This window comes from Nonomuraea sp. NPDC050328 (genome assembly GCF_044459405.1).
Lineage (GTDB): Bacteria > Actinomycetota > Actinomycetes > Streptosporangiales > Streptosporangiaceae > Nonomuraea.
This window is the reverse complement of sequence record NZ_JBITIW010000013.1, coordinates 173,705-189,557: the sequence shown is the minus strand read 5'-3', so window position 1 is coordinate 189,557 and position 15,853 is coordinate 173,705. Positions and strand designations below refer to the sequence as shown.

The following is a 15,853-nucleotide window of genomic DNA, read 5'->3' as shown; positions in this document are numbered from 1 at the left end:
CGCTCATCGCGCGCAGTGGGTGGAAAGGCTGCCAGAGGTCGTTCATCGGGCGCTGTAGGTGGGGAGTTGGGCCGAGCCGGGGGCGGGGACCTGGGCGCAGATCTCGGTGATGACCGTGGCCGGGTCCACCTTGCGCAGCCAGACCTCCGGCCGGAGGCTGACGCGGTGCGCCAGCGCCGCCACCGCCAGGTGCTTGACGTCCTCGGGGATGACGTAGTCGCGCCCCTGGAGGACGGCCCGCGCCCGCGAGGCGAGGAGCAAGGCCAGCGAGCCACGCGGCGAGGCGCCCATCTGGAGCTGCGGGTGCGTACGGGTGGCGGCGGTCAAGGCGACCATGTAGTGCCCGACCGAGTCGTCCACCGCGACCTCCTCCAGGGCCCGCTGCATCCGCCCCAGGGTCGCGGCGTCCACCACCGGCTCCAGGGTGCTGTCCTCGCGGCGGCGCGCCATGCGCCGGCTCAGCACCTCCCACTCCTGCTCGGGCGTCGGGTAGCCGAACGACACCCGCAGCAGGAAGCGGTCGAGCTGGGCCTCCGGCAGCGGATAGGTCCCCTCGTACTCGACCGGGTTGGCGGTGGCCAGCACGTGGAAGGGCGAGCCCAGCGGGTGCGTGACGCCCTCGACGCTGACCTGCCGCTCCTGCATGGCCTCCAGCAGGGCCGCCTGCGTCTTGGGCGGGGTGCGGTTGATCTCGTCGGCCAGCAGCAGCTCGGTGAAGACCGGTCCGGGCCGGAACTCGAACTCACCGCTGCGCTGGTTGTACAGGTAGGAGCCGGTCACGTCGGCGGGCAGCAGGTCGGGGGTGAACTGCAGGCGGCGGAAGCCGAGCCCGAGGCTCTGCGCCAGGCTGCGCGCGGTCAGCGTCTTGGCCAGCCCCGGGAAGTCCTCCAGCAGCACGTGGCCCCCGGCCAGCACGCCGGTGAGGACTGTCTCCAGGGCCTCCCGCTTGCCGACCACGACCGTCTCGACCTGGTCGAGTACGGCTCGCGCCAGGCGGCCGACCTCCGGCAGCTCCATCTAGATCTCCTCGATGCGCGTGATCATCCGGGCCAGCGCCGCCTCGTCGGGGACGGCGGTGACCGGTCGGGTCAGCAGGGTGTGCAGTTCGGTGCCGAGCACGTCGCGGGCGTGCTCCAGGGTGAGTTCGCGATGGCGGCGCAGCCTGGACTCGACCAGGGGGCGCAGGTGGTCGCGGACGGTCAGTTCGAAGCGGGCGGCGTCCTTGGCGCCGGCGCGGAGCCGGCGTTCCCAGGTGCTCACGCCGCCCGGGGTACGGGGGGAGGGTTCGCGGCGGACCCGGCCGGCGGGGACGGGGCCGGTTTCCGGGGGACGGGGCAGGCCGCGGGTCAGGAGCGTGACGGCCAGGGCGGCGACCACCAGGAGGGCGGCGTGCCAGGCGGGCAGCCGGAAGCCGATCAGCGCGGCCAGGGGCGGGCCGCCCAGCCAGGCGGTGACGCCGCCCGCCGTCAGCAGCAGGACGGCTCTCATCGGGTCATCACCTGGGCCAGGGCGGCGCGGGCGGTGGTGCGCAGGGCCTCGGGCACCTCGTGCGGGGCGTAACGGGCCTGCCGGTAGGCGTCATACAGGCGCTCCAGCGCCGCGCCATCCACGCCTGCGCTGCTGGGCAGGCCGGCCAGGAGGCGGGTCACCAGGTCGCCGGGGGTGTCGGTGGCCAGGCGGGGCACGCCGGCCTCGGCGGCGGCCCGCTCCAGGCGCAGCCAGCAGGCGATCACCGCCCGCCGGGGATCGCCCTCGGCGTCGAGTTCGGCCAGCCCGGCCCGGACCGCGGCCCGCGCCTGCTCCCCGGCCTCGTCCCGTACGGCGGGCCCCCGCCCCGCCACCGGCCCCCACGAGGGCCGGCGCAGCCGCGAGAGCAGCGCCCGGAGCGCGAACCCCGCCAGGACCAGCAGGAGCAACCCGAAGAGCGCCAGCAGCCCCGACCCGACCGCCGAGGCCCAGGGCGCGGCGGTGACCGGCGGCAGCTCGCCCAGCGGTCCGGCCGTCGCCGTCTGCGGCGGCATCGTCGGCAGCCCGGTGGGCCGCTCCCAGCTCAGGCCGGCGGGGTCGAAGCGGCCCTCGACGCCGCCTGCCGTACCGGCGGCCAGGCCGACGGCGAGGAGGGCGGCGGCGGCCAGCGCCACCGGACCCCAGGTCCGCACCACACCCTCACCCCCGGCCGAATCTCGCAGGACACTCTGCCAGGACATGTCCGGTACGGGCTAGGGCGAGGCGATCCGTCCCAGCCCCGGCGGGATCTTGCCCGCGGCGGCCCGGTCGAGCAGGAAGAGCGTGCGCTGCCGCCCACGAGCCCCGGCCGCGGGCACCTGGACGGGACCCGACCCGGCCAGCGCCAGCCGTACCGCGCCGGCCTTCTCCGCGCCGGCGGCCACCACCCAGACCTCCCGCGCGGCCTGGATGGACGGGAGGGTGAGCGAGATGCGGGTGGGCGGCGGCTTGGGCGCGCCGTGCACCGCGACCGCGGGCCGGGTGTCGTAGAGCGCGGGCATGCCGGGGAAGAGCGAGGCGACGTGGCTGTCGGGGCCCATGCCGAGCAGCAGCACGTCGAAGCCGGGCACCGGGCCGTGGTCCTCGGGCCGGGCCGCCTGGCGCAGCTCGGCGGCGTAGGCGTCGGCCGACTCCTCGGCGCTGAGGCCGGAGTCGGGCCCGCGCATCACGTGCACGCGCGCCGGATCGAGGTCGACGTGGTCGAGCAGCGCCTCGCGGGCGCCGGTCTCGTTGCGCTCGGGGTCGCCGGCCGGCAGGAAGCGCTCGTCACCCCACCAGATGTCCAGGCGCCGCCAGTCGACGGCGTCGCGGGCGGGGGTGGCGGCGATGGCGGCCAGCGTGGCGATGCCGACGCTGCCGCCGGTGAGGACGAGCGAGGCTGAGCCCTTGGCGGACTGGGCGTCCACCAGCCGGGTGATGATCCGCGCCGCGACGGCGTTGGCCAGCACCTCGGCGTCACGGTGGACGACGACGTTGGGAACTTCGGTCACCCGGCTACCCTCTCACGTCCCGGCAGTACGCCCAGGACACGGGTGTGGCCCCGGACGCACGCGTCCGGGGCCACAGCCGGTGAAGGGGTCAGACCTTGTGCGAGCGGGCCAGCCGCTTGACCGCCGACTCGTAGATCTCGTCGTAGTCGAGCCGCCGCAGCTCCTCGGCCAGCAGCTCCGAGGTCTGCCGGCGGGCCAGCGCGACGTGCCGGTCGGGCTGGCCGGGCCGGGCGAGGGTGGCCAGGCGGGCGTCGTTGCGCACCACCGACAGCTCCCCGTCGGCCAGCGCCAGCCGTACCGCGGTGAGACCGGGACCGGAGGACTCGGCGACCTTGATCGGCGCGCCCAGCCGCTCCGACAGCCACGCCGCCAGCAGCGGCGCGCTGGCGTTGCCCGAGGCCGCCTCGACGAAGCCCTTCTTGACCTTGCCCACGTGCTGGTCGAAGGCGGCGGCCAGCAGGCTGCGCCACGGCGTCAGCCGGGTCCAGGCCAGGTCGGTGTCGCCGGGCGCGTAGACCTTGCCGAAGTGCGCCAGCGCCTTGATCCCGTCGGGCGCGGCGGCCTTGGCGTTGGTGATCCGCCGCTGGGCCAGCTCGCCGATCGGGTCCTGGGCCGGTACGGCAGGCGCCGCCCCCGGCCACCAGACGACGACCGGCGTGTCGGGCAGCAGCAGCGGGCTGACCACGGAGTCGGCGTGCGCGGTCAGCTCGCCGTACAACCGCAGTATCACGACCTCGCCCGGGGTGGACTCGCCGATGCGGATCTCGGCGTCGAGCCGGGACGCCTCGTCGGCCTCCCGGTTGATCACCGCGAGGATGCGCGAGGGATGCTCGCGCGCCGCCTCGGTCGCCGCCCTGAGCGCGTCGTACTGGTCGCGCTCGTCGGTGACCACGACCAGGGTGAGCACCATGCCGATGGCCGGGGCGCCCATCTGGTGCCGCAGGTGGGTGAGCTGCCCGGAGATCTTGCCGGCGGTCGTGCCGGACAGTGCGAAGGCGGTCATTACAACCTCCTCCAGGTCCGCCCGTCTCGGGCCATCATGGCGTCGGCCGAGGGCGGGCCCCAGGTGCCGGAGGGGTAGGGCTCCGGCTGGCCCTGCGTGGCCCAGAACTCCTCGATCGGGTCGAGGATCTCCCACGACAGCTCCACCTCGCGCTGGTGCGGGAAGAGCGGCGGGTCGCCGATCATCACGTCCAGCAGGAGCCGCTCGTAGGCCTCGGGGGAGGACTCCATGAACGACTCGCCGTAGGCGAAGTCCATCGAGACGTCGCGCACCTCCATCGCGGTGCCCGGCACCTTCGAGCCGAAGCGCACCGTGATGCCCTCGTCCGGCTGCACCCGGATGACCAGGGCGTTCTGGCCGAGGATCTCGGTGTCGTCCTTGCTGAAGGGCAGGTGCGGCGCGCGCTGGAAGACCACGGCCACCTCGGTGACGCGGCGGCCGAGCCGCTTGCCGGTGCGCAGGTAGAACGGCACGCCCGCCCAGCGCCGGTTGGCGATCTCCAGCTTGATGGCGGCGTAGGTCTCGGTGGTGGAGTCGGCGGGGATGCCGTCCTCCTGCAGGTAGCCGACGACCTTCTCGCCGCCCTGCCAGCCGGCCGCGTACTGCCCGCGGGCGGTCTCGGCGGCCAGGTCGGCCGGCAGCCGTACGGCCTGCAGCACCTTCTCCTTCTCCCGCCGCAGCGCCTTGGCGTCGAAGGAGGTCGGATCCTCCATCGCCACCAGGGCCAGCAACTGGAGCAGGTGGTTCTGGATCACGTCACGGGCCGCGCCGATGCCGTCGTAGTAGCCCGCGCGCCCGGCCAGGCCGATGTCCTCGGCCATGGTGATCTGCACGTGGTCGACGTAGGAGCGGTTCCAGATCGGCTCGTAGAGGTTGTTGGCGAACCTCAGGGCCATGATGTTCTGGACGGTCTCCTTGCCCAGGTAGTGGTCGATCCGGAAGATCGACGACTCCGGGAAGGCTTCCGTGGTGATCTCGTTGAGCTCGTGCGCGCTCTTCAGGTCGTGGCCGAAGGGCTTCTCGATCACCACGCGCCGCCACGAGCCGGGCGGGGCGTCGGCCAGCCCGGTCCGCTTGAGCTGCTTGATGACGGTCGGGAAGAACTTCGGCGGCACCGACAGGTAAAACGCGTAGTTGCCGCCGGTGCCCCGGGTCTGGTCGACCTCCTTGAGCACCATCTGCAGCGCGTCGAAGGCGCCGTCGTCGGTGAACTCGCCCGGCACGAAGTGGATGCCCTCGGAGAGCTGCTTCCAGACCTCCTCGCGGAAGGGCGTCCGGGCGTTGGCCTTCACCGCGTCGTGGGTGACCTGGGCGAAGTCCTCGTTGGCCCAGTCGCGGCGGGCGAAGCCGACCAGGGAGAAGCCCGGGGGCAGCAGCCCCCGGTTGCCCAGGTCGTAGATCGCCGGCAGCAGCTTGCGCTTGGCCAGGTCACCGGTGACGCCGAACAGGACCAGCACGCACGGCCCCGCCACGCGGGGCAGGCGCTTGTCACGCGGGTCGCGCAGCGGGTTGGCCGCCGCGACCTCCAGCGTCGTGGAGGTCTCGGCGACCGCCACCGCGGCCGTGACGGCCTCCGGCATCGGTGCGACCGGTTCGCTCATGTCAGGCCCCGGCCAGCTTCTTGGCGAGGCTCTCCAGCAGCTCGTTCCAGGAGACCTCGAACTTGTCGACGCCCTCGTCCTCCAGGACGCGCACCACGTCGTCGTAGTCGATCCCGGCCTCGCGCAGGGCCGCCATGGTGTTCCAGGCGTCCTGGTAGAAGGGGCGGATCGTGTCACCGGTGACGTTGGCGTGGTCGGCCACGGAGTCGAGCGTCTTCTCCGGCATGGTGTTGACCGTGCCCGCGGCGACGAGCTGGTCGACGTACATGGTGTCGGAGTACTCCGGGTTCTTCACGCCGGTCGAGGCCCACAGCGGGCGCTGCGGCCGGGCGCCGGCGGCGGCCAGGCGCTGCCAGCGCTCGGAGCCCATGACCTCCTCGAAGGCGGCGAAGGCCAGGCGGGCGTTGGCGATGCCGGCCTTGCCCTTGAGCTCCGGCTTGCCCAGGCCGTCGAGCCGCTTGTCGATCTCGGTGTCGACGCGGCTGACGAAGAAGGAGGCGACCGACTCGATCGCGGCCAGGTTGAGCCCCTTGGCCTGCGCGGCCTCCAGGCCGGCCAGCCAGGCGTCCATGACCTGGCGGTAGCGCTCCAGGGAGAAGATCAGCGTGACGTTGACGCTGATGCCCTCCGAGAGCGCCTGCGTGATGGCCGGCAGGCCCTCGACGGTGGCCGGGATCTTGATGTGCAGGTTGGGGCGGTCGACCAGCCACCACAGCGCGCGCGCCTCGGCGATGGTCTTGTCGGTGTCGCGCGCCAGGCGCGGGTCCACCTCCAGCGACACGCGGCCGTCCACGCCGCCGGTGGCGTCGTAGACCGGGCGCAGCACGTCGGCGGCCCAGCGGATGTCGTAGGCGGTGATCGCCCGCACGGCCTCGCCGACGTCGACACCGCGCACGTGCAGGTCGTGCAACTGGGTGTCGTAGGCATCGCCCTTGGCCAGCGCCGAGGCGAAGATCGTCGGGTTGGAGGTGACGCCGACCACGTTCTTCTCGCGGATCAGCTGCTCCAGGTTGCCGCTGCGCAGGCGCTCGCGGCTGATGTCGTCCAGCCAGATGGCCACACCGCTGGCGGCCAGCTTGCGAAGGTTCTCGCTCATTGTCAGTTTCCCGTCGTCTCGCCCTTGTCGTGACCGAGCTTGGCCAGCGAGGCCTTGGCGGCCGCGGCCACGCGCTCGGCCGTGAGGCCGAACTGCTCGTACAGCGTCTTGTACGGCGCGGAGGCGCCGAAGTGCTCCAGCGAGACCACCTCGCCGTGCTCCCCGACGAACTCGCGCCAGCCCAGCGCGATGCCCGCCTCGACGGCGACGCGCGCCTTCACCGAGGGCGGCAGCACCGTCTGCCGGTATGCGGAGTCCTGCCCCTGGAACCACTCGACACACGGCATCGAGACCACTCGTGCCGGGATGTCCTGGGCCTCCAGTAGTTTCTGCGCGTCCATGGCGATCTCGACCTCGCTGCCGGTGGCGATCAGGATCACCTTCGGCTGCGGGGCGGAGGACTCGCTGAGCACGTAACCGCCGCGGGCCACGCCGTCGGCGGCGGAGCCCTCGTAGACCGGGAGGTTCTGGCGGGTCAGCGCCAGCGCCGCCGGGCGGTCGGTGTGCTCCAGGATGGTCTTCCAGGCGGCCGCCGTCTCGGTGGCGTCGGCCGGCCGTACCACGTCGAGACCGGGGATCGCGCGCAGCGCCCACAGGTGCTCGACCGGCTGGTGCGTCGGGCCGTCCTCGCCGAGGCCGATGGAGTCGTGCGTCCACACGTAGGTGACCGGCAGCTTCATCAGGGCCGCGAGCCGTACGGCAGGCCGCATGTAGTCGGAGAAGACCAGGAAGGTGCCGCCGTAGGGGCGGGTCTTGCCGTGCAGCGCGATGCCGTTGAGGATCGCGCCCATGCCGTGCTCGCGGATGCCGAAGTGCAGCGTGCGGCCGTAGCGGTTGCCCGGGAACTCCTTGGTCTGGTGCTCGTCCGGGATGAAGCTCGGCTCGCCCTTCATCGTGGTGTTGTTCGACTCGGCCAGGTCGGCGCTGCCGCCCCACAGCTCGGGCAGCACCGGCGCGAGCGCGTTGAGCACCTCGCCGGAGGCCTTGCGGGTGGCGATCGAGGCGCCGGGCTCGAAGGTCGGCAGGGCCTCGCTCCAGCCCTGGGGCAGCTCGTGGCGGCCCAGGCGGTCGAAGAGCTCGGCGCGCTCGGGGTTGTTGACCCGCCAGTCGGCGTAGGCCTTGTCCCAGTCGGCGCGCACGGCCTGCGCGCGGTCGGCGACGGCGCGGGCGTGCTCCAGCACCTCGGCCGGGACGTCGAAGGACTTCTCCGGGTCCATGCCCATGACCTGCTTGGTGGCGGCGACCTCGGCGGCGCCGAGCGCCGAGCCGTGGATCTTGCCGGTGTTCTGCTTGCCGGGCGAGGGCCAGCCGATGATGGTGCGCAGCCGGATGAAGGAGGGCCGGTCGGTCTCCTCGCGGCTGGCCTCCAGCGCCTCGTGCAGGGCCTGGACGTTCTCCACGTAGGAGCCGCCCTCGGTCCAGTCGACGGTCTGGACGTGCCAGCCGTAGGCCTCGTAGCGCTTGGTGATGTCCTCCGACAGGGCGATCTGCGTGTCGTCCTCGATGGAGATGTGGTTGCTGTCGAAGACGACCGTCAGGTTGCCCAGCTTCTGGTGGCCGGCCAGGGCGCTGACCTCGTGGCTGATGCCCTCCTCGATGTCGCCCTCGGAGGCGATGCACCAGATGTGGTGGTCGAAGGGGCTGGCGCCGGCCTCGGCGTCCGGGTCGAACAGGCCGCGCTCGCGGCGGGCGGCCATCGCCATGCCGACCGCGTTGCCGATGCCCTGCCCGAGCGGGCCGGTGGTGGTCTCGACGCCCGCGGTGTGCCCGTGCTCGGGGTGGCCGGGGGTGAGGCTGTCCCACTGGCGCAGCCGCTTGAGGTCCTCCAGGCCCAGCCCGTAACCGGACAGGTAGAGCTGGATGTAAAGGGTCAGGCTGGAATGCCCCGCGGACAGGACGAACCGGTCTCGGCCCGCCCACGTGGGGTCGGCCGGGTCGTGGCGCATGGTGCGCTGGAAAAGCAGATATGCGGCAGGGGCCAGGCTCATGGCGGTGCCGGGGTGACCCGAGCCCGCCTTCTCCACTGCGTCCATTGCCAGGGCACGGACGACGTCGACCGCCTTACGGTCGAGATCCGTCCACTCCAGGATGCTCACGTGCCTATCTCCGCAATCTCGTTGTCTTAGGTGTTCGGCTTTTCCCGCCCACACGGGACCATAACCGAGTCGACCTTGCAGGCTGTTCCCAACACCCCGTTGACCGGACCGCGGCTCCCGGCGACTACAGTTGCTGTGTTCGTAAGGGATCCGCTACATCAGAGGTTACGCGTTGACTCCGCAACAGCCGGAAGCGCCTTGGCGGTGCTGACCAACAGGCAGGCGACCGTCCCCCCGGGGACCGGCGCCCCACGCCAGGCTTCCCGATCGTTCGGCGCGGTCCTCGGGGCCTATGTCGCCCTGACCAAACCCCGGATCATCGAGCTGTTGCTGATCACGACGCTACCGGTGATGTTCCTCGCCGCCAAGGGGCTGCCCGACCTGTGGACGTCCCTGTCCGTGATGGTCTTCGGCACCCTGTCGGCCGGCAGCGCCAACGTGCTCAACTGCTACGTCGACCGTGACATCGACGTCAAGATGCGCCGCACCCGCAAGCGGCCGCTGGCCAGGCACACCGTCGAGCCGCGCAACGCGCTGATCTTCGGCATCGTGCTCGGCTTCCTGTCGCTGGTCGGGCTCTGGGTGACCACCAACTGGCTGGCCGCGGCCATGTCCACCGGCGCCATCCTGTTCTACGTCTTCGTCTACTCGATGTGGCTCAAGCGCCGCACCAAGCAGAACATCGTGTGGGGCGGCATCGCCGGCTGCATGCCGGTCATGATCGGCTGGGCCGGCATCACCGGCGAACTGGCCTGGGCGCCGTTCGTGCTGTTCGGCGTGGTGTTCTTCTGGACGCCGCCGCACACCTGGACGCTGGCGATGCGGTACAAGGAGGACTACGCGGCGGCCGAGGTGCCGATGCTGCCGGTGGTCGCCACCGAGCGCCGCGTGGTGCTGGAGTCGATCGCCTACACCTGGGCGACGGTGGCCTGCTCGCTGCTGCTGTGGCCGGTCGCGCAGACCACGCTCTTCTATCCCGCCGTCGCCGCCGTGCTCGGCGTCGTGTGCCTGTGGGAGGTGTACGCGCTGCTGCGCCGCCTCAACTCCGGCAAGAGCGGCGTGGCGCTGCGGCCCATGCGCTTCTTCCACTGGTCCAACGCCTATCTGGCGTTGCTCTTCCTCGCCGTCGCGATCGACCCGCTGCTGGCCTGACGATCCTCCGGACGGTACGGCTTGGCCGTACGCCGGAGGATCCTCTATGCTGAACATGTGAATACCTATTCAGATGTTTTGGATTCTTGCGCGGCGCGGGCCGAGGCGGCGAGACCGCACATGGTGACGATGGAGGAGGCCACCCGGCTGGCCGACCTGTTCCGCCTGCTGGGCGACCCCACCCGTGCGAGGCTGCTCTACGCCCTGCTGGAGGCGGGGGAGATGTGCGTGCACGACCTGGCGGCCGAGGTCGAGGTGACCGACACCGCGGTGTCGCACGCGTTGCGGCTGCTGCGCACGGCGGAGATCGTCTCCACCCGCCGCGCCGGCCGGATGATCTACTACCGGCTGGCCGACGCGCACGTCCGCATGCTGCTCGACCTGAGCCGTGAGCACCTGAGGGAGGTCTCCGATGGCCGGTGAGCACGGGCACGGCCACGGCCACGCCGTGGAGGCGAACGCGGACAAGCGCTACCTGTGGGGCGCGCTGCTCCTGCTGGTCGGCTACATGGCGGTCGAGGTCGTCATCGGCTTCATCGCCAACTCGATGGCGCTTATCGCCGACGCCGCCCACATGCTGACCGACGCCAGCGCGATCGTGCTGGCCCTGATCGCCATGCGCATCGCCGCCCGGCCCGCGCGCGGCGCCTACACCTTCGGCTACAAGCGCGCCGAGATCCTGTCCGCGCAGATCAACGGCGCGACGCTGCTCCTGCTGACGGTCTACTTCGTCTACGAGGGCATCAACCGGATCATCGATCCCCCCGAGGTCAAGGGCCCGCTGGTGCTGGTCACCGCGCTCACCGGGGTGGCGATCAACGCCCTGGCCGCGTGGCTGCTGTCCAAGGCCAACCGGCGCAGCCTCAACGTCGAGGGCGCCTTCCAGCACGTGCTCAACGACATGTACGCCTTCATCGCCACCGCCGCCTCCGGCCTGATCGTCTGGCTGACCGGCTTCGCGCAGGCCGACGCCATCGCCGCGCTCGTGGTGGCCGCGCTGATGGCCTACGCCGGCTGGGGCCTGATCCGCGACTCGGGCCGCGTGCTGCTCCAGGCCGCGCCCAGCGACCTCGACCCCGACGAGATCGGCGCGGTCCTCGCCGCCGAGCCCGAGGTGCTGGAGGTGCACGACCTGCACGTCTGGACGGTGACCAGCGGCTACCCGACGCTGTCGGCGCACGTCATCGTCAAGGAGAGCTGCGACACCTGCCACGAGGTGCGCGAGCGGCTCGCCGGCCTGCTCCACGACCGGTTCGGGATCGAGCACACCACGCTTCAGGTGGATCATGGCGCCGAGGCCCACTGCGCCGATCCCCACGGACCGCGTCACCTGGGCGGGACACCTCTGACCTAGTCCGTTACAGTCACACTATGGCGTCCCGTGATCCACGCTGGGTGTTCAAGGACCGCCCGTCGGTCTCTCTGATCATCGGGCTGGTCCTGGCCGGTCTGTGCGCGATCGTCTCCTTCTCCTTCGATGTGATCAACGGCGCGCCGGTGGCCTTCATCGTCTCTCTCGGCCTCGCTCTGGCGCCGGTGCCGCTGCTGCTGGCGGCGGTCCTGGCGCTCGACCGCATGGAGCCGGAGCCGCGCAGCAACCTGGTCTTCGCCTTCGCCTGGGGCGCGGGCGTGGCGGTGCTCGTGGCGGGCGTCATCAACTCGCTCAACCTGCGCTACCTGATGAGCGCCGCCGCGCTCGGCCCCGCCGACGCGCGCAGCATCGCCGCCACCTTCGGCGCCCCGGTCGTCGAGGAGACGATGAAGGGCCTGGTCCTGCTCGGCCTGCTGCGCTTCCGCCGCGCCGAGCTCGACGGCCCCACCGACGGCATCATCTACGCCTCCATGGTCGGCCTCGGCTTCGCGATGAGCGAGAACGTCAGCTACTACATCGCCGCACTCAACTCCGAGCAGGGCGTGCAGGGGCTGGCCGTCACCGTCGTGCTGCGCGGCATCCTGTCGCCCTTCGCGCACCCGCTGTTCACCTCGATGATCGGCATCGCCGTCGCCTACGCCGCCCAGCGCCGCGGGCCCGACCGGGCGCTGATCATCCTGGCCGGCTGGGTCGGCGCCATGCTGCTGCACGGGCTCTGGAACGGCCTGGCCTCCTACGGCGGGGCGGCCGGCCTGGCGATCGCCTACGGCACGCTGCTGGTGGTGCTGCTGGCCCTGATGGTGGTCGTCTGGCGCGACCGGCGGCGCATCGTCCGGCTGCTGCAGCGCTACCTGCCGCCGTACGAGCCGACCAAGCTGGTGGACCAGGCCGACATCTACATGCTGTCGGCGATCTCCCGGCGGCGGCAGGCCCGGCAGTGGGCGCAGGCGCACGGGGGCAAGGAGGGGCTGCGCGCGATGAGCGACTACCAGCTCGCCGCCACCGAGCTCGGCCTGCTGCACGAGCGCGCCGAGCGGCACATCGTGGACGATCACACCTTCCACGAGGAGCAGCGGGCGCTGCTGGAGTGCATGGCCGCCGCGCGCTCGCGCTTCCCGGTGCCCGACCAGCACGCCGCCTCGATGGCGATGGGCACCCCGCCGCCCGGCTACGCGCCGGGCGCGCCGCCCGCCTGAAGGATGGCGTCCAGGGAGCGCTCGGGCGGACCGGGGAAGACCGGCTCGGAGCTCAGCAGGGCGTCGCTCAGGCCCTTGGCGGTGGCCAGCAGCTCGCGGGCGGCGTACAGGTAGGTGCTCTCCGGCCACTTGGCGGCCGAGTCGTCGCCCACGCCGAAGGCGTCCAGGCCGGCCGTACGGCACAGCGCGACCGCGCGGGGCAGGTGGAAGGCCTGCGTGATCACGGTCACCTTGGCGGCGCCGAAGACGTGCCTGGCCCGCACGCAGGAGTCCCAGGTGTCGAAGCCGGCGTAGTCGAGCACCATGCGCCCGGCGGGCACGCCGCGCGCGGTCAGGTAGTCGCGCATCGCGCTCGGCTCGTCGTAGCCGACCCGGCTGTTGTCGCCCGACAGCAGCAGGGCCTTCACCTTGCCGGTGCGGTACAGCTCGGCGGCCAGGTCGAGGCGGGCCGCCAGCATGGGGGAGGGCCGGCCGCCGTACAGCCCGGCGCCGAGCACCAGCGCGGTCGGCGCGTACGGCACGCTCCCCGGCCAGTCCGGCGCCTGGGCGATCACCCGGTGCCGGTCGCTGGTCAGCCACGCCCAGGTGAGCGGGGCGAGTGCGAGCAGGCTCAGGACGGCGACGCCTTGAAAGCTACGACGAAGCACTTTTCGTGACAAACGGCACCTCAGGCAGGTGGGGGAGTGGCCGACCTTTCGCTACCAACCTTGACATACTCCCCCTGCTCCGCGCCGGAAACCGCGGGGGAGGGGAGGGGCCCGCGGGTGCGCAGCGAGGTGACCAGCCGGCAGGTGAAGATCCACACCAGCGAGGCGCCCAGCACGTGCAGGCCCACCAGCGCGGCCGGCACCGCGAGGAAGTACTGCAGGTAGCCGATGAAGCCCTGGGCCAGCTCGATGCCGAGCAGCGCCAGCGCGGCCCGCCGGGCCGGCTTGGGCGCGTCGGTCACGTGCAGCGCGAACAGCAACGCGAAGGTCAGGCCCACGACCAGGTAGACCACGTCGGCGTGCAGCCGCGCGACGGTCTCGATGTCGAAGTCGAAGCGCGAGGCGATCGCGTCGCCCGAGTGCGGTCCGGTCCCGGTGACCACCACGCCCGCCACCAGCAGCACCGCCACCGCCCCGACCAGGACGTACCCCAGGCGCACGATGTCCCGGTGCACCAGCCGCCGCACCGGGCCGTCGCCCTCCTTGGCACGGGCGTAGAGCATCCAGGCCGCCGCCGTCATCAGGATCGACAGCAGGAAGTGCACGCTCACCGTCACCGGGTTGAGCGCCGTCTTCACCACCAGGCCGCCCCACAGGCCCTGCACCGCGCAGCCGATCGGCTGCAGCCAGGCCAGCCTGACCAGCACCGGGCGGCGCGGGAACTGCCGCATCGCCACCACCAGCACGGCCACGCCCACCGCGAGCACCAGGAAGGTCAGCAGCCGGTTCCCGAACTCGATCAGCGTGTTGATCAGCGGGATGTCCTCGTGCGCGGCCGGGACGTAGCTGTCCGGGGTGCACTTGGGCCAGGTCGGGCAGCCCAGTCCCGAGCCGGTCACCCGCACGGCGGCGCCGGTCACGGTGATGAGCGAGTTGACCACCACGGCGGCCAACGCCCACGCGGTCATCGTCCGAGGCTGGAGCAGTTTCACGTCCTCGATGGTAGGCGGCGGGGTGACCGGTCCCGCCCTTAGGGTGACGGCATGCAGCGAGGATCCTTATGGACGGGCCGCGTCGGCCTGCTGACGGCCGGCGCCGCGACGGCGGCGGCACTGGTGACCTGGTGGGCCACGAGCATCCCCGGCGGGTGGTTCGGCGTACTGCTGGCGGCCGGGACGGCGTGGCTGGTGGTGGGCCTGGCGTGGCTCGCCGGGCTGGTCACCGTGCTGGCCCTGCGCCTGCGGCCGGCCAGGCTCTGGAGCTGGGCGGTGGCCCCCGTGCTGCTCGTGGCGACTTACGGGCTGGTCAAGGCCGACGTGCCGCTGCTCGTCCGCTTCCACCTGTCGGAGCCGGCGCTGACGGCCTTCGCCTCCTCCGGCTTCACCGCCGGGGTCCAGGGGGCGTCGGTCGGGCTCTACGACATCGAGTTCGCCGAGAACCTCCCCGAGGGGGCGCTGCTCGTGGTGCGGGACTCCGGGTTCATCGACCGGTACGGCTTCGCCTGGTTCCCCGAGGGGGTGCCGGCAAAGCCGGACCCGACGGCCTACGAGCACTTGTCGGGCGACTGGTACGTCTACACCTGGCGCTTCTAGCCCCGGCCCAAAAGTCGCCGGCTCGTGACCGGGTCTGGATGTGACGCCGGTACCGTCGCAAGCGTGATCGACGTGCATCTCGGTCCCGACGACCTGGCCCGCATCCGGTTCGCGCGCTCCCCGCTGGCCGAGACGGTGGCCAGCGTGCACGTGCTGGGCGACCCGAGCCGGCAGGAGGCCTTCCGCCCCTGGCTGGCCTCGGTCACGCCGCTGCTCGGCGGGCTGCGGCTGGAGCTGCTGGGCGCCCTGGTGGGCGGCCCGCACTTCTCGGCCGACTTCCTGACGCCGGCCCCGGAGGTGGCGGGCGCGGAGTTCGAGGCCGAGCTGGAGCGGGTCCGCGCCACCCCCGCGGCCGAGGTGCGCGCCTCGATCGACGAGCTGCGCGGCGACGGCCCGGTGCCGGAGCGGCTGGCGGGCCTGTACGACGACCCGGAGCGCGAGCTCGGCCGGCTGGCCGAGGAGCTGGCCGCCTACTGGCGGGCCGCGGTGCGGCCGGTGTGGCCGCGGCTGCGCGCGCTGGCCGACGCCGACCTGGGCTACCGGGCGCAGGCGGTGACCACGGGCGGGCTGGCCAAGCTGCTGGCCGACCTGCACCCGGGCATCGAGCGCGGCGGGCCCGGCATGCGGATCCTGACGCCCGCGTGGGACGGGGAGCATCTGCTGCGCGGGTGCGGGCTGGTGCTGGTGCCGTGCGTGTTCGCCTGGCCGCGGCTGGTGATGCGCTTCGACGAGCCGAGGCCGTCGATGTTCGCCTATCCGCCGCGCGGGTTCGCCACGGTCTGGGACCGCGCGCCGCGGACCAGGGGGGAGCCGCTGGGCGAGCTGATCGGGCACAGCCGGGCGCGGCTGCTGGCCCATCTGGACCTGCCGTTGTCGACCACGCAGCTCGCCGCCGAGGTGGGGCTCACGCCGGCCGCGGTCAGCCAGCATCTGTCGGTGCTGCGCCGTACCAGCCTGGTGACTTCGCGGCGGGACGGCAGGGCGGTGTTGTACCAGCGGACGTCGCTGGCGACCGAGTTGCTCCGCCAGACCGGATAAACGGGTATTGACCCTCCCAGTAGCACACGCCGATGGGTTAAGGTATGTGACATATTACTGAGGA

General features: G+C 72.2%; 16 protein-coding genes. 6 read left to right on the top strand and 10 right to left on the bottom strand.

Going from position 1 to position 15,853, the window contains the following annotated elements:
* Positions 1–42: 42 nt before the first annotated feature.
* The 8 genes from ACIBG7_RS37470 to tkt form a co-directional block, all read right to left on the bottom strand.
* Complete coding sequence (locus ACIBG7_RS37470; RefSeq protein ID WP_357931386.1) at positions 43–1,017, bottom strand: MoxR family ATPase; 975 nt, start codon at positions 1,015–1,017, stop codon at positions 43–45.
* Entirely contained in the window at positions 1,018–1,488 is a 471-nt protein-coding gene (locus tag ACIBG7_RS37465; protein WP_357931389.1) for a hypothetical protein, read from the bottom strand.
* Positions 1,485–2,159, bottom strand: coding sequence for a DUF4129 domain-containing protein (locus ACIBG7_RS37460; RefSeq protein WP_397339306.1), 675 nt, complete (start codon positions 2,157–2,159; stop codon positions 1,485–1,487). The genes ACIBG7_RS37465 and ACIBG7_RS37460 overlap by 4 nt, the downstream gene beginning before the upstream one ends.
* Before the next feature lie 60 nt (positions 2,160–2,219).
* Positions 2,220–2,996: a 6-phosphogluconolactonase gene (pgl, locus tag ACIBG7_RS37455; protein WP_397339305.1), complete on the bottom strand. Its 777-nt coding sequence runs from the start codon at positions 2,994–2,996 to the stop codon at positions 2,220–2,222.
* Positions 2,997–3,084: 88 nt separating this feature from the next.
* Entirely contained in the window at positions 3,085–3,999 is a 915-nt protein-coding gene (locus ACIBG7_RS37450) for a glucose-6-phosphate dehydrogenase assembly protein OpcA (RefSeq protein WP_357931398.1), read from the bottom strand.
* On the bottom strand, positions 3,999–5,579 hold the full coding sequence (gene zwf / locus ACIBG7_RS37445; protein ID WP_397339340.1) for a glucose-6-phosphate dehydrogenase: 1,581 nt from the start codon (positions 5,577–5,579) through the stop codon (positions 3,999–4,001). Before zwf ends, ACIBG7_RS37450 begins: the two co-directional genes overlap by 1 nt.
* Positions 5,580–5,601: 22 nt before the next feature.
* A complete protein-coding gene (gene tal, locus ACIBG7_RS37440; RefSeq protein ID WP_357931404.1) occupies positions 5,602–6,696 on the bottom strand; it encodes a transaldolase in 1,095 nt (364 codons plus the stop codon).
* Between the two features lie 2 nt (positions 6,697–6,698).
* Positions 6,699–8,729 carry a transketolase gene (tkt, locus tag ACIBG7_RS37435; protein WP_357931714.1) on the bottom strand — a complete coding sequence of 677 codons (2,031 nt, stop codon included), beginning with the start codon at positions 8,727–8,729 and terminating at the stop codon, positions 6,699–6,701.
* A 261-nt stretch (positions 8,730–8,990) separates the two neighbouring features.
* Here tkt and ACIBG7_RS37430 point away from each other — a divergent pair, with 261 nt between their 5' ends.
* The 4 genes from ACIBG7_RS37430 (at position 8,991) to ACIBG7_RS37415 (ending at position 12,512) form a co-directional block, all read left to right on the top strand.
* Positions 8,991–9,944, top strand: coding sequence for a heme o synthase (locus tag ACIBG7_RS37430; RefSeq protein WP_397339304.1), 954 nt, complete (start codon positions 8,991–8,993; stop codon positions 9,942–9,944).
* 120 nt (positions 9,945–10,064) lie between these two features.
* The gene (locus ACIBG7_RS37425; RefSeq protein WP_357931407.1) at positions 10,065–10,367 is read left to right on the top strand and encodes a metalloregulator ArsR/SmtB family transcription factor; all 303 of its coding nucleotides are present in this window, start codon (positions 10,065–10,067) and stop codon (positions 10,365–10,367) included.
* Positions 10,357–11,298 carry a cation diffusion facilitator family transporter gene (locus tag ACIBG7_RS37420; protein WP_357931410.1) on the top strand — a complete coding sequence of 314 codons (942 nt, stop codon included), beginning with the start codon at positions 10,357–10,359 and terminating at the stop codon, positions 11,296–11,298. The genes ACIBG7_RS37425 and ACIBG7_RS37420 overlap by 11 nt, the downstream gene beginning before the upstream one ends.
* Before the next feature lie 17 nt (positions 11,299–11,315).
* Positions 11,316–12,512: a PrsW family intramembrane metalloprotease gene (locus ACIBG7_RS37415; RefSeq protein ID WP_397339303.1), complete on the top strand. Its 1,197-nt coding sequence runs from the start codon at positions 11,316–11,318 to the stop codon at positions 12,510–12,512.
* On the opposite strand, the gene ACIBG7_RS37410 is transcribed toward ACIBG7_RS37415, so the two are convergent.
* Together ACIBG7_RS37410 and ACIBG7_RS37405 are read right to left on the bottom strand one after the other, a co-directional pair.
* A complete protein-coding gene (locus ACIBG7_RS37410; protein ID WP_357931415.1) occupies positions 12,485–13,171 on the bottom strand; it encodes an ElyC/SanA/YdcF family protein in 687 nt (228 codons plus the stop codon). The two genes, ACIBG7_RS37415 and ACIBG7_RS37410, sit on opposite strands and share 28 nt — an antisense overlap.
* 8 nt (positions 13,172–13,179) lie before the next feature.
* Positions 13,180–14,151 (bottom strand): COX15/CtaA family protein, encoded by a 972-nt coding sequence (locus tag ACIBG7_RS37405; RefSeq protein ID WP_357931418.1) that lies wholly within the window; start codon positions 14,149–14,151, stop codon positions 13,180–13,182.
* Positions 14,152–14,202: 51 nt separating this feature from the next.
* On the opposite strand from ACIBG7_RS37405, the gene ACIBG7_RS37400 reads away from it, so the two are divergent.
* Positions 14,203–14,751 carry a hypothetical protein gene (locus ACIBG7_RS37400; RefSeq protein ID WP_397339302.1) on the top strand — a complete coding sequence of 183 codons (549 nt, stop codon included), beginning with the start codon at positions 14,203–14,205 and terminating at the stop codon, positions 14,749–14,751.
* 63 nt (positions 14,752–14,814) lie between these two features.
* A complete protein-coding gene (locus tag ACIBG7_RS37395; protein WP_397339301.1) occupies positions 14,815–15,789 on the top strand; it encodes a helix-turn-helix domain-containing protein in 975 nt (324 codons plus the stop codon).
* The last annotated feature ends 64 nt before the right edge of the window (positions 15,790–15,853 follow it).